Source organism: Robiginitalea rubriflava (assembly GCF_052540725.1).
This window is the reverse complement of the sequence record NZ_CP199309.1, coordinates 1,711,117-1,726,509: the sequence shown is the minus strand read 5'-3', so window position 1 is coordinate 1,726,509 and position 15,393 is coordinate 1,711,117. Positions and strand designations below refer to the sequence as shown.

Annotated in this window: 9 protein-coding genes; 6 read left to right on the top strand and 3 right to left on the bottom strand. The window is 47.1% G+C overall.

Annotation, left to right across the window (positions count from 1 at the left end):
- Positions 1-12 precede the first annotated feature (12 nt).
- The 4 genes from ACT6NU_RS07910 to xylA all read left to right on the top strand — a co-directional run bounded on the left by ACT6NU_RS07910 (position 13) and on the right by xylA (position 5,242).
- Positions 13-1,374: a vanadium-dependent haloperoxidase gene (locus ACT6NU_RS07910; protein WP_445381134.1), complete on the top strand. Its 1,362-nt coding sequence runs from the start codon at positions 13-15 to the stop codon at positions 1,372-1,374.
- A gap of 61 nt (positions 1,375-1,435) precedes the next feature.
- The gene (locus tag ACT6NU_RS07905) at positions 1,436-2,341 is read left to right on the top strand and encodes an AraC family transcriptional regulator (protein ID WP_445381133.1); all 906 of its coding nucleotides are present in this window, start codon (positions 1,436-1,438) and stop codon (positions 2,339-2,341) included.
- A 96-nt stretch (positions 2,342-2,437) separates the two neighbouring features.
- The gene (locus tag ACT6NU_RS07900; protein WP_445381132.1) at positions 2,438-3,913 is read left to right on the top strand and encodes a xylulokinase; all 1,476 of its coding nucleotides are present in this window, start codon (positions 2,438-2,440) and stop codon (positions 3,911-3,913) included.
- Positions 3,914-3,916: 3 nt separating this feature from the next.
- On the top strand, positions 3,917-5,242 hold the full coding sequence (gene xylA, locus ACT6NU_RS07895) for a xylose isomerase (protein ID WP_445381131.1): 1,326 nt from the start codon (positions 3,917-3,919) through the stop codon (positions 5,240-5,242).
- Between the two features lie 35 nt (positions 5,243-5,277).
- Here xylA and ACT6NU_RS07890 read toward each other — a convergent pair whose 3' ends face one another.
- On the bottom strand, positions 5,278-6,930 hold the full coding sequence (locus tag ACT6NU_RS07890; protein WP_445381130.1) for a solute:sodium symporter family transporter: 1,653 nt from the start codon (positions 6,928-6,930) through the stop codon (positions 5,278-5,280).
- Between the two features lie 218 nt (positions 6,931-7,148).
- Between ACT6NU_RS07890 and ACT6NU_RS07885 the strand changes: the two genes are divergently transcribed.
- The gene (locus ACT6NU_RS07885; protein ID WP_445381129.1) at positions 7,149-8,000 is read left to right on the top strand and encodes a hypothetical protein; all 852 of its coding nucleotides are present in this window, start codon (positions 7,149-7,151) and stop codon (positions 7,998-8,000) included.
- Here ACT6NU_RS07885 and ACT6NU_RS07880 read toward each other — a convergent pair.
- Positions 7,974-11,699 carry a metallophosphoesterase gene (locus ACT6NU_RS07880; protein WP_445381128.1) on the bottom strand — a complete coding sequence of 1,242 codons (3,726 nt, stop codon included), beginning with the start codon at positions 11,697-11,699 and terminating at the stop codon, positions 7,974-7,976. The genes ACT6NU_RS07885 and ACT6NU_RS07880 overlap by 27 nt on opposite strands.
- Positions 11,700-11,736: 37 nt before the next feature.
- Between ACT6NU_RS07880 and ACT6NU_RS07875 the strand changes: the two genes are divergently transcribed.
- Positions 11,737-12,942, top strand: a complete 1,206-nt coding sequence (locus ACT6NU_RS07875) for a Pycsar system effector family protein (RefSeq protein ID WP_445381127.1) — start codon at positions 11,737-11,739, stop codon at positions 12,940-12,942.
- On the opposite strand, the gene ACT6NU_RS07870 is transcribed toward ACT6NU_RS07875, so the two are convergent.
- A complete protein-coding gene (locus tag ACT6NU_RS07870; protein ID WP_445381126.1) occupies positions 12,943-15,303 on the bottom strand; it encodes a GAF domain-containing protein in 2,361 nt (786 codons plus the stop codon).
- Positions 15,304-15,393 lie beyond the last annotated feature (90 nt).

The window sequence follows — 15,393 nt, the reverse complement described above, 5'->3', positions numbered from 1 at the left end:
TAATACAGTAAGATGAAAACTTTTTTAGGATCGATCCTTTGTACAGCCGTAGTCATGGTTTCCTGTAATAAACCTGCAGAACCCATTGAGATTACAGCTGAAGATTTCCACGCCTCGGTAGATAAAGTAACAGAGGTGATGGTTCATGACATATTCAGCCCGCCGGTTGCCAGCCGTATTTATGCGTACCCCAATATTGCCGCCTATGAAATCATGGCCTTGCAAAACGAAAAATACACTTCCCTTCAGGGCCAGGTGGATGGCCTTATGAGCATTCCGGAACCTGAAAAGCAGGAGGCCGTCAATTACAAGCTTTCAGCACTTATCGCTCATATGGAGTTAAGTAAAAGGCTGATTTTTTCCGAAGAAAGGATAGAAACCTACCGGGATAGTTTGTACGGCATATGGAACAGGCAGAACAAAAGGGAGTTTGAAGCTTCCAGGGATTATGGCCTGGAGGTAGCCGAGTTTATCGCAGGCTGGATGGACCAGGATAACTACAAACAAACACGGACCATGTCCAAATTTACGGTTGATACAGAAGACCCGGCTCGATGGCAGCCTACTCCGCCCGCTTATATGGAAGGAATAGAACCGCACTGGAACAGGATCAGGCCTTTTGTGCTGGATTCGGCCTCTCAGTTCAGGCCTGCCCCGCCCCCGCCTTTTTCAATGGAGGAGGGATCTGCCTTTTACAAGGAGTTGAAGGAGGTCTATGATGTAAGCCAGGAGATTACCGCAAAAGGCGACAGTTCAGAGGAAGTAGCCATTGCCCAGTTTTGGGATTGCAACCCTTATGTATCCGTAAACCGGGGGCACCTGATGTTTGCAACCAAAAAAATCAGCCCCGGGGCTCATTGGATCGGTATCACTAAAATAGCCTGCAGAAAAGCTGATTATGGATTTGACGACAGTGTTTTTGCTTATGCCAAAACCTCCATTGCCATTGCCGACGGGTTTATCAGCTGTTGGGATGAAAAATACCGTTCTAATCTGATCCGCCCGGAAACACTGATAAACGAGCATATAGATGACAACTGGAAACCCGTTTTGCAAACGCCCCCCTTTCCGGAATACACTAGCGGGCACAGTGTGGTCTCAGGGGCCGCAGCTATAACCCTGACCAGTATTTTCGGTGAAGATTTTGCATTTGATGATGACACCGAATTGCAGTATGGCCTTCCGATACGCAGTTTTAATTCCTTTATAGAAGCTTCGGAAGAAGCGGCTATCAGCCGGATGTACGGGGGTATTCATTATCGTGCAGCCGTAGAAATCGGTATTGATCAGGGGCAATCACTGGGTCGGTTCATCAATGACCAGCTCAGTATGCGAAAGACCGGCGAATTGGCCGATAATAAACCCCAATCCTAAGATTAAAATAAAACCCTTGGGCAACTGAATTGCTTCAAACAGAAAAACCCCAGACCGGAATATGAAAAAGATACTTATAGGAACCCTTGCCATTACAGGCCTTGCATTGGTTAGCTATTTATTTATTTACCCTTATGATTACATTGTCCGTTTTAAGGCCGATACCTTTCCTGGCACCATTAACCAGAGTATAAAACTTTGGCATGATACTGCTGGAGTTATGAATACCGAGGTGGAACAGGAAGATTTATACAACCTGCAGCAGCAGGTACAGGTCGGAGATTCGGTACACATCTACAACTGGTCCATAGAACCGCTTACGGACAGTACCTCCACTGTAGTGGTAAAAGTTAAGGATCCGGAGCACAGTCTCATGAATAAAATAAAGGCCCCTTTCGGAGCTTCGGTTATCGAGAAAGCCACTGTAGACAAATTGGAGGAATTCCTTGAAGGTCTGGAACAGCATCTCTCCGAGTTCCGGGTAACCATTGTTGGGGAGGAAGAATTAAAGAGCACCTATTATGCCTATACGACCATTAGCACCACGCAATTGCGGAAAGCAGCTGGCATGATGGACAATATTGATTTCCTTGGGCTGGCCCTGACCAATGCAGGCGTGGAACTCAACGGCACCCCCTTTGTAGAGGTTACCGAGTGGAATCAGGCCAATGACAGTATCACCTTTAATTTTTGTTTCCCCATTATCCGTTCGGAAAAACTTCCAAACCATCCAAGGATCAAATACAAGCGGCTCTTTGAGAAAAAAGCACTCAAAGCCATTTACAATGGGAATTACATTACTTCAGACCGGGCCTGGTATGCACTGTCAGATTATGCTGAGCGCAATGATATCTCGGTTGAATTAAACCCTATAGAGTTCTTCTACAATAACCCTAATATGGGAGGAGACGCACTGAAATGGCGGGCCGATGTTTATTTGCCGATTGCGGAGATCCCTGAGGAATAAACGATAACTGAAAGAACGCCGGACCCTGCCGAAATATCGTCAGGGTTTTTTTATATCTTACATAAGTACCTGTTAAGCAAAGGTTAACCGCTCTTTATGTATTATCTCGGATATGATTTAGGTAGTTCTTCACTCAAAATTGCACTGGTAGAACAGGAAAGCGGAAAATTAAAGGACCTTATCACATGCCCGGAGACTGAAATCCCCATAAAGGCTCCACAGCCCGGATGGGCTGAACAGGACCCGGAAATGTGGTGGTCCCTCTTCTGCGCGGGTACACAGGAAATTATTCGTAAAAATGGGTTAAATGCAAATCAGATCAAAGGAATCGGTATTGCCTATCAAATGCACGGACTGGTTTGTATGGATGCTTCCGGAAAGCCTGCCAGGGATGCTATTATCTGGTGCGACAGCCGGGCAGTTTCCATTGGGGATGAAGCTGCAAAGACGCTGGGAGAAAAAGTCTGTAGGAGCAGGCTCCTGAATGAACCCGGAAATTTTACAGCGGCTAAACTCAGGTGGGTGCAACAAGCAGAACCCCAGGTTTTCGAAAAAGTCAAAAAGATACTCCTGCCCGGAGATTACCTGGCCTTTAAACTCACCGGAAACTATACAACCACTGCCAGCGGGCTTTCTGAGGGTATCCTTTGGGATTTTAAGGCAGATATGCCCGCCTATTTCCTTTTGGATCACTGGAATATTTCCCGCGATTTGCTCCCTGCTATTGAACCTTCATTTGGAATACAGGGAACGGTAAGCGAAAAAGCAGCCTCTCAAAGTGGTCTTGCTGCGGGAACCCCTCTCCTTTACAGAGCTGGCGACCAGCCCAACAATGCACTTAGCCTGAATGTATTTGAGCCCGGGCAATGGGCAGCTACTGCCGGAACATCGGGCGTACTTTACGGAATTACTGAACAGCTTCCGCCAGCTGAAATCCGCCGTGTCAATAACTTCGCTCACCCCAACCACAGCAAGACACAACCGCGTATCGGGAAATTACTTTGCCTCAACGGTGCCGGAATTCAATATCGCTGGCTTAAGCAGCAGACGGCAGCTCCGGATTACCATAGCATGAATATGCAGGCAGCCGCCATCCCCATTGGTTCGGAGGGGCTGCTGTGCTACCCTTTTGGAAACGGCGCAGAACGATTACTGGGCGGGCGCTCCCCAGGGGGTAGTTTTATGTGCCTGGATTTTAACCGGCATCACAAGGGGCACCTTTACCGGGCAGCCCTGGAAGGTATAGCATTTGCACTTATTTACGGTATGCAGTTTACCGCCTCAGAAGCAGATTCCCAAATACGGGCCGGAACCGATAATCTGTTTCAATCCGGGGTTTTCGCAAAAACGATAGCCAGCCTTTCCGGCAAACCGGTAGACTTATACAATACAACCGGGGCAATAGGTGCAGCCCGTGCCTGTTCCGTACTGGAAAGAGGCATCTCTTTTTTAATTTCCCAGGTACGGGAAAGGGATTATTTGAAAACTGTTTTCCCGGATACGGATAGTGAACCCTATCTGCGGGCATATAATAATTGGAAAGAGCAACTGGAAACGATACTAAATACCTAAATCATGATACTACTCGGGGACAAAGAATTTTTTAAGGGGATAGGAGCCATCAGGTACGAAGGGAAAGGATCAGACAACCCCCTGGCCTTTAAGTATTACAATCCGGAACAGCTGGTAGCAGGAAAACCCATGCGCGAGCACTTTAAGTTCGCGGTAGCGTACTGGCACAGCTTCTGTGGAACCGGGTCAGACCCGTTTGGGCCCGGAACACTGGTGCATCCCTGGGATGCCCCCTCAGACCCGCTGGAAGCGGGCCGCCTGAAAGCAGACGCTGCCTTTGAATTTATCACCAAACTGGGTTTTGACTATTTCTGTTTTCACGATTTTGATTTGGTTCAGGAGGCAGATACCCTGGCCGCCTCAGAACAGAGACTGCAGCAGATTAGTGACTATATCCTTAAAAAAATGCAGGCCTCGGGGCTTAAGCTACTTTGGGGTACTGCCAATTGTTTCAGCCACCCCCGGTATATGAATGGGGCTGCCACCAATCCTGATTTCAGGATTCTGGCCCGGGCAGGGGCCCAGATTAAACTGGCACTGGACACAACCATAAAACTCGGTGGAGAAAACTATGTCTTCTGGGGCGGACGGGAAGGCTATATGTCCCTGCTCAATACCAACCTGAAGCGGGAATTGGACCACCTGGGGCGATTTTTGGGGATGGCACGTGATTATGGCAGAGCTCAGGGGTTTAAAGGCACCTTTTTTATAGAGCCAAAGCCCATGGAACCCATGAAGCATCAATACGACTATGATGCCGCCACTGTGATTGGTTTTCTTAAGCAGTATGGTTTACAGGACGATTTTAAACTCAACCTGGAGGTAAACCATGCCACCCTGGCCGGGCACAGCATGCAACATGAAATGGAAGTTGCAGCGGCCCATGGAATGCTGGGAAGCATAGACGCCAACCGGGGAGATTATCAGAATGGATGGGATACCGACCAGTTTCCAAATAACATCAATGAAGTGACCCTGGCCATGCTCACCTTTCTGGAAGCAGGAGGCCTGCAGGGGGGAGGCATTAATTTTGATGCCAAGCTCAGGAGGAATTCCACAGACCCTGAAGATCTTTTCCTGGCCCATATAGGCGGAGCGGATACCTTTGCCCGGGCATTGCTGATTGCCGAAAAAATATTGGATTCCTCTCCCTACAGGGTTCTGCGCAAAGAGCGTTATCAGTCTTATGACTGGGGCAAGGGCAGGGAGTTCGAAGCGGGGGAACTGGACTTTAAAGACCTGTACCATATAGCCATGGAACAGGGCAAGGTCCCGCTTCAGAGCGGAAAACAGGAATTATTTGAAAACCTGATCAATCAATATATTTAACCATTAGCTAATGCCGGTCAAGGAAGCTGTCCGGCTTATTTGGCAAAGGCGATATAGATTACGACCACAATAGCCACAATGGAAATCCCAACCTGCTTCACATATTTGTATGGGGTAATCTCTACCTGACCCGTGTACTCCAGCTGGTAAGGAACTTTATTGGGCCAAATCCTGCCGATAATAAGCATCACAGCCACATTCAGAACAAAGAGAATCGCCATAATATGGAGGTAATGCGGATAGGCATCGGCTTCTACCATCCTCAGGCTGGCAGCATCTGTAATTCCTGAATCCCTGGCGGCTTGCAGGGCATTGTCTACCATGTTTGGGCCAATGATAAACTGACTGATGATGTACAGCCCTGAACCGAGGAAAATAGATATTTTGGCAGCTATAGCGGGAACCCGGCGCGTAAGGTAGCCCACAACAATAATGGTGAGTATCGGGATATTATAAATTCCGTTTACCTCCTGCAGGTATTCAAAAATACTTCCGGCCCTTTCTATGACCGGGGCAACAAACATGGCCGCCAGGGCCAGGACTACCCCGAAAACCTTACCGTATTTGACAGTGGTGGCCTCGGTAGCATCTTTGTTAATATGCTGTTTGTATATATCAATCCCGAAGAGGGTCACAGAAGAGTTCAGGACACTGTTAAAGGAACTCAGGATGGCCCCGAAAAGAACAGCAGCAAAGAAGCCAACCAGGTAAGTTGGCAATACCGCCCGGACCAGTTCCGGGTAAGCCATATTGCTGGAAGCCAGGTCCCCCTCAAAATAATAATAAGCGATCATTCCCGGAAGTACTAATATTACAGGACCCAGTATCTTAACAAAGGATGCCAGCAAAAGGCCTTTCTGTCCTTCTGCCAGGTTCTTGGCTCCCAGGGCCCGTTGTATGATTTGCTGGTTGGTTCCCCAGTAAAACAATTGTACCAGCATCATCCCTGTGAAAATGGTGCTAAAGGGTACTTCCTGTCCATGCTCCCCGGTTGAATCAAAACGGGCCGGGTCGGATTCGTATAAATTGCTAAGGCCTTCCAGGACGCTTCCATCGCCAATAGCCATCAAACCGAAAACCGGAATAAGTACCCCCCCTATCAGTAAACCAATAGCGTTAATACTGTCTGAAACTGCTACCGCCTTCAGGCCTCCGAATACGGCGTAGATGGATCCTACTATGCCTATTCCCCAAATACATAACTTGAGGGCTGTAGACTCCGAAACCCCCAGTAAACCGGGAACATCAAACATCCCACTGATCGCTACCGATCCGGAATACAGGATTACCGGTAACAACACCACAACATATCCCGTCAGAAAAAGGGCGGAAGTGATGGTTTTGGTGGTAACATCAAACCTTTTGGCCAGGAATTGCGGAACGGTGGTAAGACCGCCCTTCAGGTAACGGGGCAGGAGGAATACAGCGGTAATTACCATGGTGATCGCTGCAAGCGTTTCCCAGGCCATTACTGAAAGGCCATCCAAGTAGGCGCTTCCATTCAGGCCAACAATTTGTTCTGTTGAGAGGTTGGTCAATAAAAGAGACCCTGCAATCACACCAGCGGTCAGGCTTCGGCCTCCTAAAAAATAGCCGTCGGAAGTTGTTTCATTTGTTGTTCTGGTAGCAAAATAGGATATGATTGCTACGAGCAGGGTAAAACCCACAAAGGAAAGAATGCCTATCATGATTGTCGGTATTGGTTTGTTTGGATCTCTAAATATATCCCTTTATTCCTAAACTTTTAAAAAGCCGCGCCAATTATCCTTTGTCCGGACCTATTTGAACCTGCCGTAATCCGCCATTCACAATTAAAACTGTATTTTTAAAGTATTCGATTACAAAAAACGTTGCCGCCATTAAAGCAAAGAGGAAATTAAACCGCATTCTCGTTCTAAGCTGCTTGTTGCTGGGATGGAGTTGTGCCCAGTATGGGCAATTGCGTTATGTGGCGGAATTACCAAAAGCCATAAATGAATGTTCTGGCATCATCAGCCTGAGACCTAATGAAATCTGGCTGATTGAGGACAATGGCAATCCGGATAATCTCTACGCGGTAGACAGCAGCGGGCAAATGCTGAAATCCTTTAAGGTAAAAGAAGCCAAAAATGACGACTGGGAAGCCCTTACCATGGACCGGGACAGCCAGGTGTATATAGGGGATTTTGGTAACAATGGCAATAAACGGAAAAACCTGCGCATCTATAAAGTTCCGAATCCTGTCATAGAGCCCGGGGATAAGATCGAAGCCAGGAAAATCAGCTTTCGTTACCCAGATCAGGATGCCTATCCGCCTGAAAAAAACGCACTGTATTACGATGCCGAGGCCTTCTTCCATTACGAGGGCTTTCTCTATATAATCAATAAAAACAGGGGGCGGCCCTTTAACGGGAAAGCCAGGGTTTACAGAGTACCGGACCAACCCGGCGACTATACAGCAGAATGGGTTGCCGAATTTACAACCTGTGAAGATTACCGGCAGTGCCAGATTACAGATGCTGCCATTTCGCCTGAGGGGAACCGCCTGGCTTTATTGGGATACGGGAATTTATGGGTGTTCGAAAATTTTAAGAGGCGTGGCTTTAAAAACGGCCCAACCCGTATGATAGCCCTGGGTGCCAACACCCAATTGGAATCTGTCTGCTTTATTAGTGAGACAGAACTTTACCTAACCGATGAACGCAGTCACGGGAGCGGCGGCAATCTATACAGCTTTACCATTCCCCTTCCCTTAAAAGGCAAAACCCAGCCCGAATGAAAACCGCAGCCCGTCTCCTCCATGGAAGAGGGCGAAGTTGATATTGCTCACATTGGCACCATTCAGGAAAAATCCTCCCCCGTAAGAGGTATGCCACTTTGACGAGGACTCCGAGGGTTCCCATACCCGGCCGTAATCGAAGCCCGAAAACAAGCCAAATGAAAGGGGGAAAAGTCCTGTTTTCATCTGCCTGAACTGCAAACGCAAATCCGTGAGCTGATAGTAGGCCGTTTTCCCCGTAAAGCGCTCATTCCTGTAGCTTCTGGGGCCGTTATTGGCCCCGATTTGTGCGGCCTGGTAAAATTCATAGCCGTTTCCAATGTTGAAATGCGCTTTCCATTTGGTTGCCAGAACCAGGGCTCCGGAAGATACCAGGCGGTGATCCAGGCTCAGGCTGGGAATCAGGTAAGCAAAAGTAGCCCCGGAACCAAAATACTGGGACTTTGCACCAAATTCCAGGCTACTGCTCATCCCCAAAGTAGGAAAGGCCGTATTATCCCTGTTCTCGTAAAAATAGGCGCCATGCACCCCCAGAAATTCAGTTTGGCTTTCTTCCCCATTAGCCGTCAGGAACACATTAACAAAACGGTCTGAGGTTTCTTCAACAGAGATATTCTCGTAAGATAGCCCAGCTTTAAAACGTGCCCCCAATGCACCTCTCCACACCAGAGAGGGCTTGAAATGCAGGTTTCTGAGCCTAACCCGGTTATAGTCCAGACCTAAATCGTCATCCGGGTTCTCCGTTTCGTTACCAAAACCAAAGAAATTCCTGCTGAAATTCGGGCTGGTGTAACGGGCCTCAAGCTGCAGGTTCCAATTGCCCAGCAGGTTTGCGAACTCCCCGGTATAACTCAAATCATAGCCACTGGTAGCAAAGAAATAGGCTCCGTTCAGGGTATGCTGATAGGTAAAGGGGTTTCTTCGGAAGCCATAATGCGTATAGGTGTATCCCAGCCCAAGCAGAACCCCGTCATCCGGGTTAAACCCAAAGCCCGGAGTGAACTGGCTGGTATAGTTTGCAAGCTTAAAAGGCTGATAGGTGTTGAGCTCGTAATCATCTGTACGCACAATTCGGGTACGGGAAACCTTTCCTTCATAGACAGATTCCCTGCTTTTATAATCGTAAATGATCGCTTTGCGGGTCCCGTTCAGGTCGTAATAATCCTTTCCCCGACCACCTACAACACGAATGCGGATTTTATTTTTTGGGTGCAGATCGAAGACGTATCGGTCTTTATCGTCCAGGCCGTATATCCAGATTTCCTGTGTCAGCGAAGGGTCGAAGGTATAGTCGTAGAATTTTTTCTCCTTCTCCCCGTCTATGATCCGGTATCCCTGTACCTGTAGCGTTTCGGGAGTTGGGCTCTTGATATCAAACCAGTCGTCTTTATCAGTTCCATAAATAACCACATATTTTTGCAGCACCCTGTAGTACCTCTCTGCAAAGGAATCCAGGTGTGATAAGCGGGCCAGCAGGATTCGCTTGATTTCCGCTGTCGTTTTCCCGCGAACTTCGGGGGGAAACCCTTCAAATGAAGCATCGATCACCGCGGCGTTTATCCTTTCCCTGATAAATGCAGACTGTTTCAGCCAGTCTTGCAGGCGGGTATTGTTAAGCAAAACCCGGTCCAGGGCAAAGGCATTGGCATTGAATGTGCGAACATTGCGGATCTCCTCTTTAAAACCTTCCCATTTCTTCATGGGGGGCATTAAACGTACCAGAAGCCCCATCAGGGCGCCGTCTCCCATATTGGAAAAAACCTGGTCCCGGTCCCTTGGAATGGGGCGGTAGATGACCCGGTCTGTATCCTTTATTTTAAATTCAGCCCAGCGCCACTGGTCCTGGTGCCTGTCCCAGTCGCCTACAAGCATATCAAAAAGGCGTGCTCTGAGATATAAGTCTGTATCGATTTTGTATTTTTCATCTTCCCTCAGCTTATTGAGCATATCATAGGTGCTTTCAATGTCCCTGGCATATCCAAAGCTGGCAAGCTCTTCGTGCCCCTCAGATACGTGCTCTTCTATCATATATAATTCCCCTCCGAAATCTTCATTGTACTTTCCAAGGGCAGGCTGTTTGGGGACAAAGAATATCCTGGGGTTGGTATGGTACAGCCCAAGGGAATCGGACATAACATCCAGGGCAAAGGGTCCGTAAGGATGGGCTCCGGTGTAAAAATCTTCCAGCAGGTTTTCAGTAAAGGTTCCATCAAACTGACCCATTACAAATTGCTCCTGGAAAGCCGCTGCCTGCAGAAATTGTTCGGCCTGTTTCCTGAGGGCTCTCATTACGTATTCTTTGCCGCTCGAATGTTTTAACCGGAGGGATTTGGATTGCTGACCCCCTCCCTTTCGAATAGGCTGCAGGCCCCCGTAAAGCGTGTCAAGGCTTACGGTGGATGCTGAAATCTGCGTTCCATAATATTTCCTGTAACGATTGCCCCAGACAAACCGTGACAAGCCGCTCTTATCAACCTCCCCGGGCCGGTAAACAGATGACTGTACCTGTTCCGCAAATTCGGAAGGGTACTGCCGTCCATCTGCGTAGTCCACTTTCTGATAAACCTCGGTTTGAAATAGCTGCTCTTCCCTGCCGTTTTTGTCTACCCCAAAGTAGGTTACCCGGGAACTCCCGTCCTTGTAGACATCCAGTTCTGCATAACCCCACATCCCGGTTGAAAACTGGCTGCCTCCCAGTAAACGGGTTGCTCCCTGTTTGGCCCCGGCACCACTTACAATTTGTGTGACTCCCTCCTCCACTATGTGCTGAAGGGTGTGTTCATGGCCCGAAGCGATAATGACGCGATCCCCGTACTGGGCAAGCGTTACGAGCCGCTTGCGCAATTCGAGATACCGCTTGTTGAAAAGATCTTCTGTAGATACACCTGTCGTTTTTCGGAACAGGTTAATTGCATTGCCAATCACAGGAAGCGGGCCTTTCCCTTTTGAGGGGTAGAATTGTTCCTGAAAGGTGTATTGCCCGCCGTGTACCCCGTAGCTGAAAACGGGATGATGGGTCGTGATCAGTATTGTTTTATCTGCATTCTTTTTAATCTCACTTTCCAGTTCAGCCCAGAATTTATCACGACTCTTCAATACGCAATCGTCATTAATTGCGGGTTTGGTATCCCAGTTGGTCAGGTACCATTCGGTATCCAGAACAATTACGAAAATTTCATCATCCAGTTCGATGGTTTCCAGCGGGCAGCCGTTTTCCGGAAGGAACACATCTTTCTGGTCCAGTATATCCTCTATGTATTTTTCCTGCCGTTTCAGGCCCTTGATGCCTCCACTGTACCAGTCGTGATTACCCGGTATAAAAACAGGCCTCCCCTTAAAAAGTTCCAGAGTCTTGATCTGGGCATCCAATTGGTTCCTGGCCAGGGCATACCCAGCCGGATCCTCATCTTCATCCGGCAATCCGGAAGGGTAGATATTATCGCCAAGAAAGAAAGCCGTACTGTTTTCAGGGGCTGTTGCCAGCCGGTCACGAAACCGGACCAAAACCGGGTTAAGACCCCCTATAGGGGAATATCCGGCATCCCCAATAAGGTAAAACCGGTGCAAAAGCTCCCCGGCAGCCCCGTTTTCTCCCTGCTGCTTGTTTGCATATTTAGGGGCATAGGTTGCGCAGGAAGCTGTTATCAGCAGCAATAAAAGGCCTAAATATTGTTTTACGGTTGTAAAAGGTGAAGCCATTAAAATTTTGTAATTTGTACACTTTAATACCTAACGTATGACCACCCAGATTCTGGAAGATGCAGAAAAATACGTATCCCATCTGCTTACAGAAAAGTTGGACCAGCGCTTCCTGTACCATAACCTGAGGCACACTCAAAGAGTCGTTCAAAGTACAAAAGAATTACTGGACAACCATAAATTAAGCCCCGAGGAAAAGGATTCCCTGCTAATGGCTGCCTGGTTTCACGATACGGGTTATACCAGGGGTTGTACCAATCACGAGGAGAGTAGTTGTGAAATTGCCAGGGCCTATTTAAAAAAAGCAGGTGTACCCTCTGAAACCACAGATCGTATTTGCGATCTTATTCTGGCCACACGGCGCTACCACGAGCCGTCTGGTATTCTGGAGAAGATTATCAGGGATGCAGACGCATCCCACCTGGCTCAAAAAAGCTATCCTGAAACTGCAGAATTGCTGCGGGAAGAATTAAAATTACTAGGAGTCGGAGAATACTCCCTGGAAGAATGGCGGGAATTAAACCTGCAGATGTTCCGGACCGAGCATCGCTTTTATACGGATTATGCCCTGGAACACTGGCAGGCAGGCAAAGACAAGAATGTACGAAAACTGGTAAAGGAAAAGAAAGCCCGTAAAAAACTGGCTAAAAAAGAGCAGTTAAAGGCTAAGTTCAAAAGTGAAAGCCCGGAAAGGGGGATTCAAACCCTTTACAGGGTGTCTATGCGAAACCACCTGAAACTGAGTGATATTGCAGATACCAAAGCCAACATACTGTTATCCGTAAACGCCATTATAATTTCACTTGTGATTGCCAACCTGATCCCAAAACTGGACAATCCCTCCAATGACTATTTGATCTACCCCACGGTCGTGTTCCTCATATTCAGTATCATCTCCATGATCCTATCAATACTGGCGACCCGCCCCAATGTGACCAGCGGGGAATTTACCAAGGAAGATGTTGCCAAAAAGAAAGTAAACCTGCTGTTTTTCGGGAATTTTCACAAGATGAAATTGCAGGACTATGAATGGGCCATGCAGGAACTGATTAAGGATAAGCAATACGTATACGATTCACTGACCAAAGACCTCTATTTTCTGGGCGTGGTATTAAACCGCAAATACAAATTGCTCCGGTGGACCTACACTTTTTTTATGATAGGTATGATACTGTCGGTGCTGGCCTTTTTTATTGCCCTCAGGTATTTTGGCCCGGAAAGGATTCTGGATATACCGGCCTGATCAGTTTTTCAGGGTTTCCATCAGGTCCTCATAGGTGTACATGCGGTCCTTATCTTCACCGGATTTATATAAGACCTCTGCCCTTATAGCCTTCAATCCGGAAACGCCCTGAAGGCCTTCCAATTCAACAATCTCAATATTGTTTGTAAAACACCCCTTGGATTTCAAGAAAGAAATATACCTCAGGTATTCCAGTTCATCGCTCTTTTGGGAATAGACGATTACCAGTTTCCCGGCCTGCGTTAGTCTTTGTTCGGTCCCCTTAATATAAGATTTGTCTATCCGCTTTTTGATTACCTCATAACGCGCATTGTAAGTGCCGTCCACATCGAAGCGCTTTTCATCCATGCGGAAACGAATGGATAAAGAGGTGTTGTACACCAGTACCAGGGAAGCCACATCCAGTTTTACAGGCAACTCCTTCTTGAGGTTGTAATACGCATTCTCCATTTCGACCATCACCTGTAATTGCCATAACCTCAGGTTGCTGAGATAGAGCATGTCAAACTTCTTGCCCGAGGAGATGGAATCCCCAATATACATGTTGTGTTCAACCCCATCCGTCTTATAGCGTTCAAAGTAATGCGGATACATCTGCTGAGCATCCGACTGCCGTTTATCGAGCAGGCCTGCCAGGGTTTTATTCGTACGCATCACGCTTTGGTCGTAATTGCGCCTATGGTCATAAAATGATTGTGTTTCCGGATCTATTTCTGCTTCATATGCCTCGATTTCAGCAGCTAAATCCGTGTTTTCCTTTTTCAAATGAGCTAAAACAGGCACCATTTCTTCCTGAATAAAATTAAAAATAGCCTGCTCACTATTGGTGTGGAGCATCTCTTTAATCTCATCAATATGGTTTGCTACCCTGAAACTTAATTCTTCATAAATGGGCAGGGAAGTTGAAGCCTTGGCCTTCTCCATAATAGAATTAATCCTGGATAACTGGATAATGAGATCGCGCTGAATAGCCGCATTGCGTGCCGTTGAAGACCCTTTGATATCGATTTGCCCATATAAGGGATAGACCTCATCGAAAACTATTTCCTTAAAAGAAGGCTGCCGGCCCTGCAATTCATCAATTATAAACTGTTTTGCCTCTTCTTTAAACCTCCAGAGCACCGAATCGTGAACCGTGGTATACTCGTGCTGAATGATCGCATCAATCAGGTTTTCCTCTTCTATCCTGGAACGGATCACGGCAGACACAATGTATGGCATAACATCGTCCAGTTTCGTGGCATTTACCCCATTGAGTACTTTCTTCTGGCCCGAGACCACCTCTAATATGCCTAGCAACTCCCCTTTGCTGGCTATAGGCGCAAAAATGGCGCTCCCGACACCTTGTTTTTCCAGGTTCTTGTAAAACCCTTTGCCTTCAGCCATAGCGGCATATTTTTTAACGTCGGGTACAACAAAGTAGGTTTTTTGCCTAAGGAGTTTGTCATAAGAACCATTACAGAGGGCTTCATTGCAAAATTCCATGTCCTTTTCATGGAGGATAAAGCTTTTTATTCCATTTCCGTATATTCGCTCGAATCGGTTATCCTTATGGTTGTATTTTATAAATCCAACTTTGAGGTCTTTCAACCTGAAAAAAGAACGAAAAGTATCCTGAAGTTCGTCCATAAAACGATCGCTCCCCCTCTTGTCGCTGGCAATCAGCTCAGATTTAATTGCAGAAATTGAGTGCTCGGCCGTCACGTTGAACATATTGACAATTACAAATCCCTTGCCCACAAAACTCTCAGGCGGGATTCTGGATTTCCAGAACTCCACGTCTTCCGGACGGGCCAGTAACTCATCAACAATATCCTGTGTGATTTCCGGGGAATTTTCGGTTGGAAAGATCTCCATAAAATCCGCATTGTAAAGGACGCGGTAATAATTTATCACGCCTTTAGCATCTGGGATTTCAAAGAAATAAGGTCTGCTGAAATCCAGATGATAGCCGTAATGGAAGTTCAGGATAACCGTACAGGCCATGATATAATCCAGCCCCTCCTGCTGATTCTTTAGTTCAGGGGTAAAATCCGGGCCCGCTTCCTGAAGTATTTTCCGAAGCCGGCGCGACGGATTGAACATCTCATTGAAATAAGGAAAGGATACAGCTTTTATTTCATTATCGCCAAGCACATCCGCAAAGGAATCCTGCAGTATTACCTGTATCACTTCTTCGTGCTCCTCCAGCAGGTTTACATCTGCAAAACCATCCCTTAAAAAAGGAAAGGGCTTTTGTGCGTTTAGTATTTTTTCGGCCTTCTCCCTTTCAAATGCAGAGCCGTGATTAAGCAGCTGGTCATAATGACGCAGGTACTTATCAAAACTAATAAGCGGCTTAATGGGTAATTCTTTGTTCATAAATGGACGTCTGTAAAAACCTTAGTCTGCATTTTCCCTTTAAAATTACAAAGTTTTCTCCACTGTTTAATTTTAGGGATCCATGCTGTA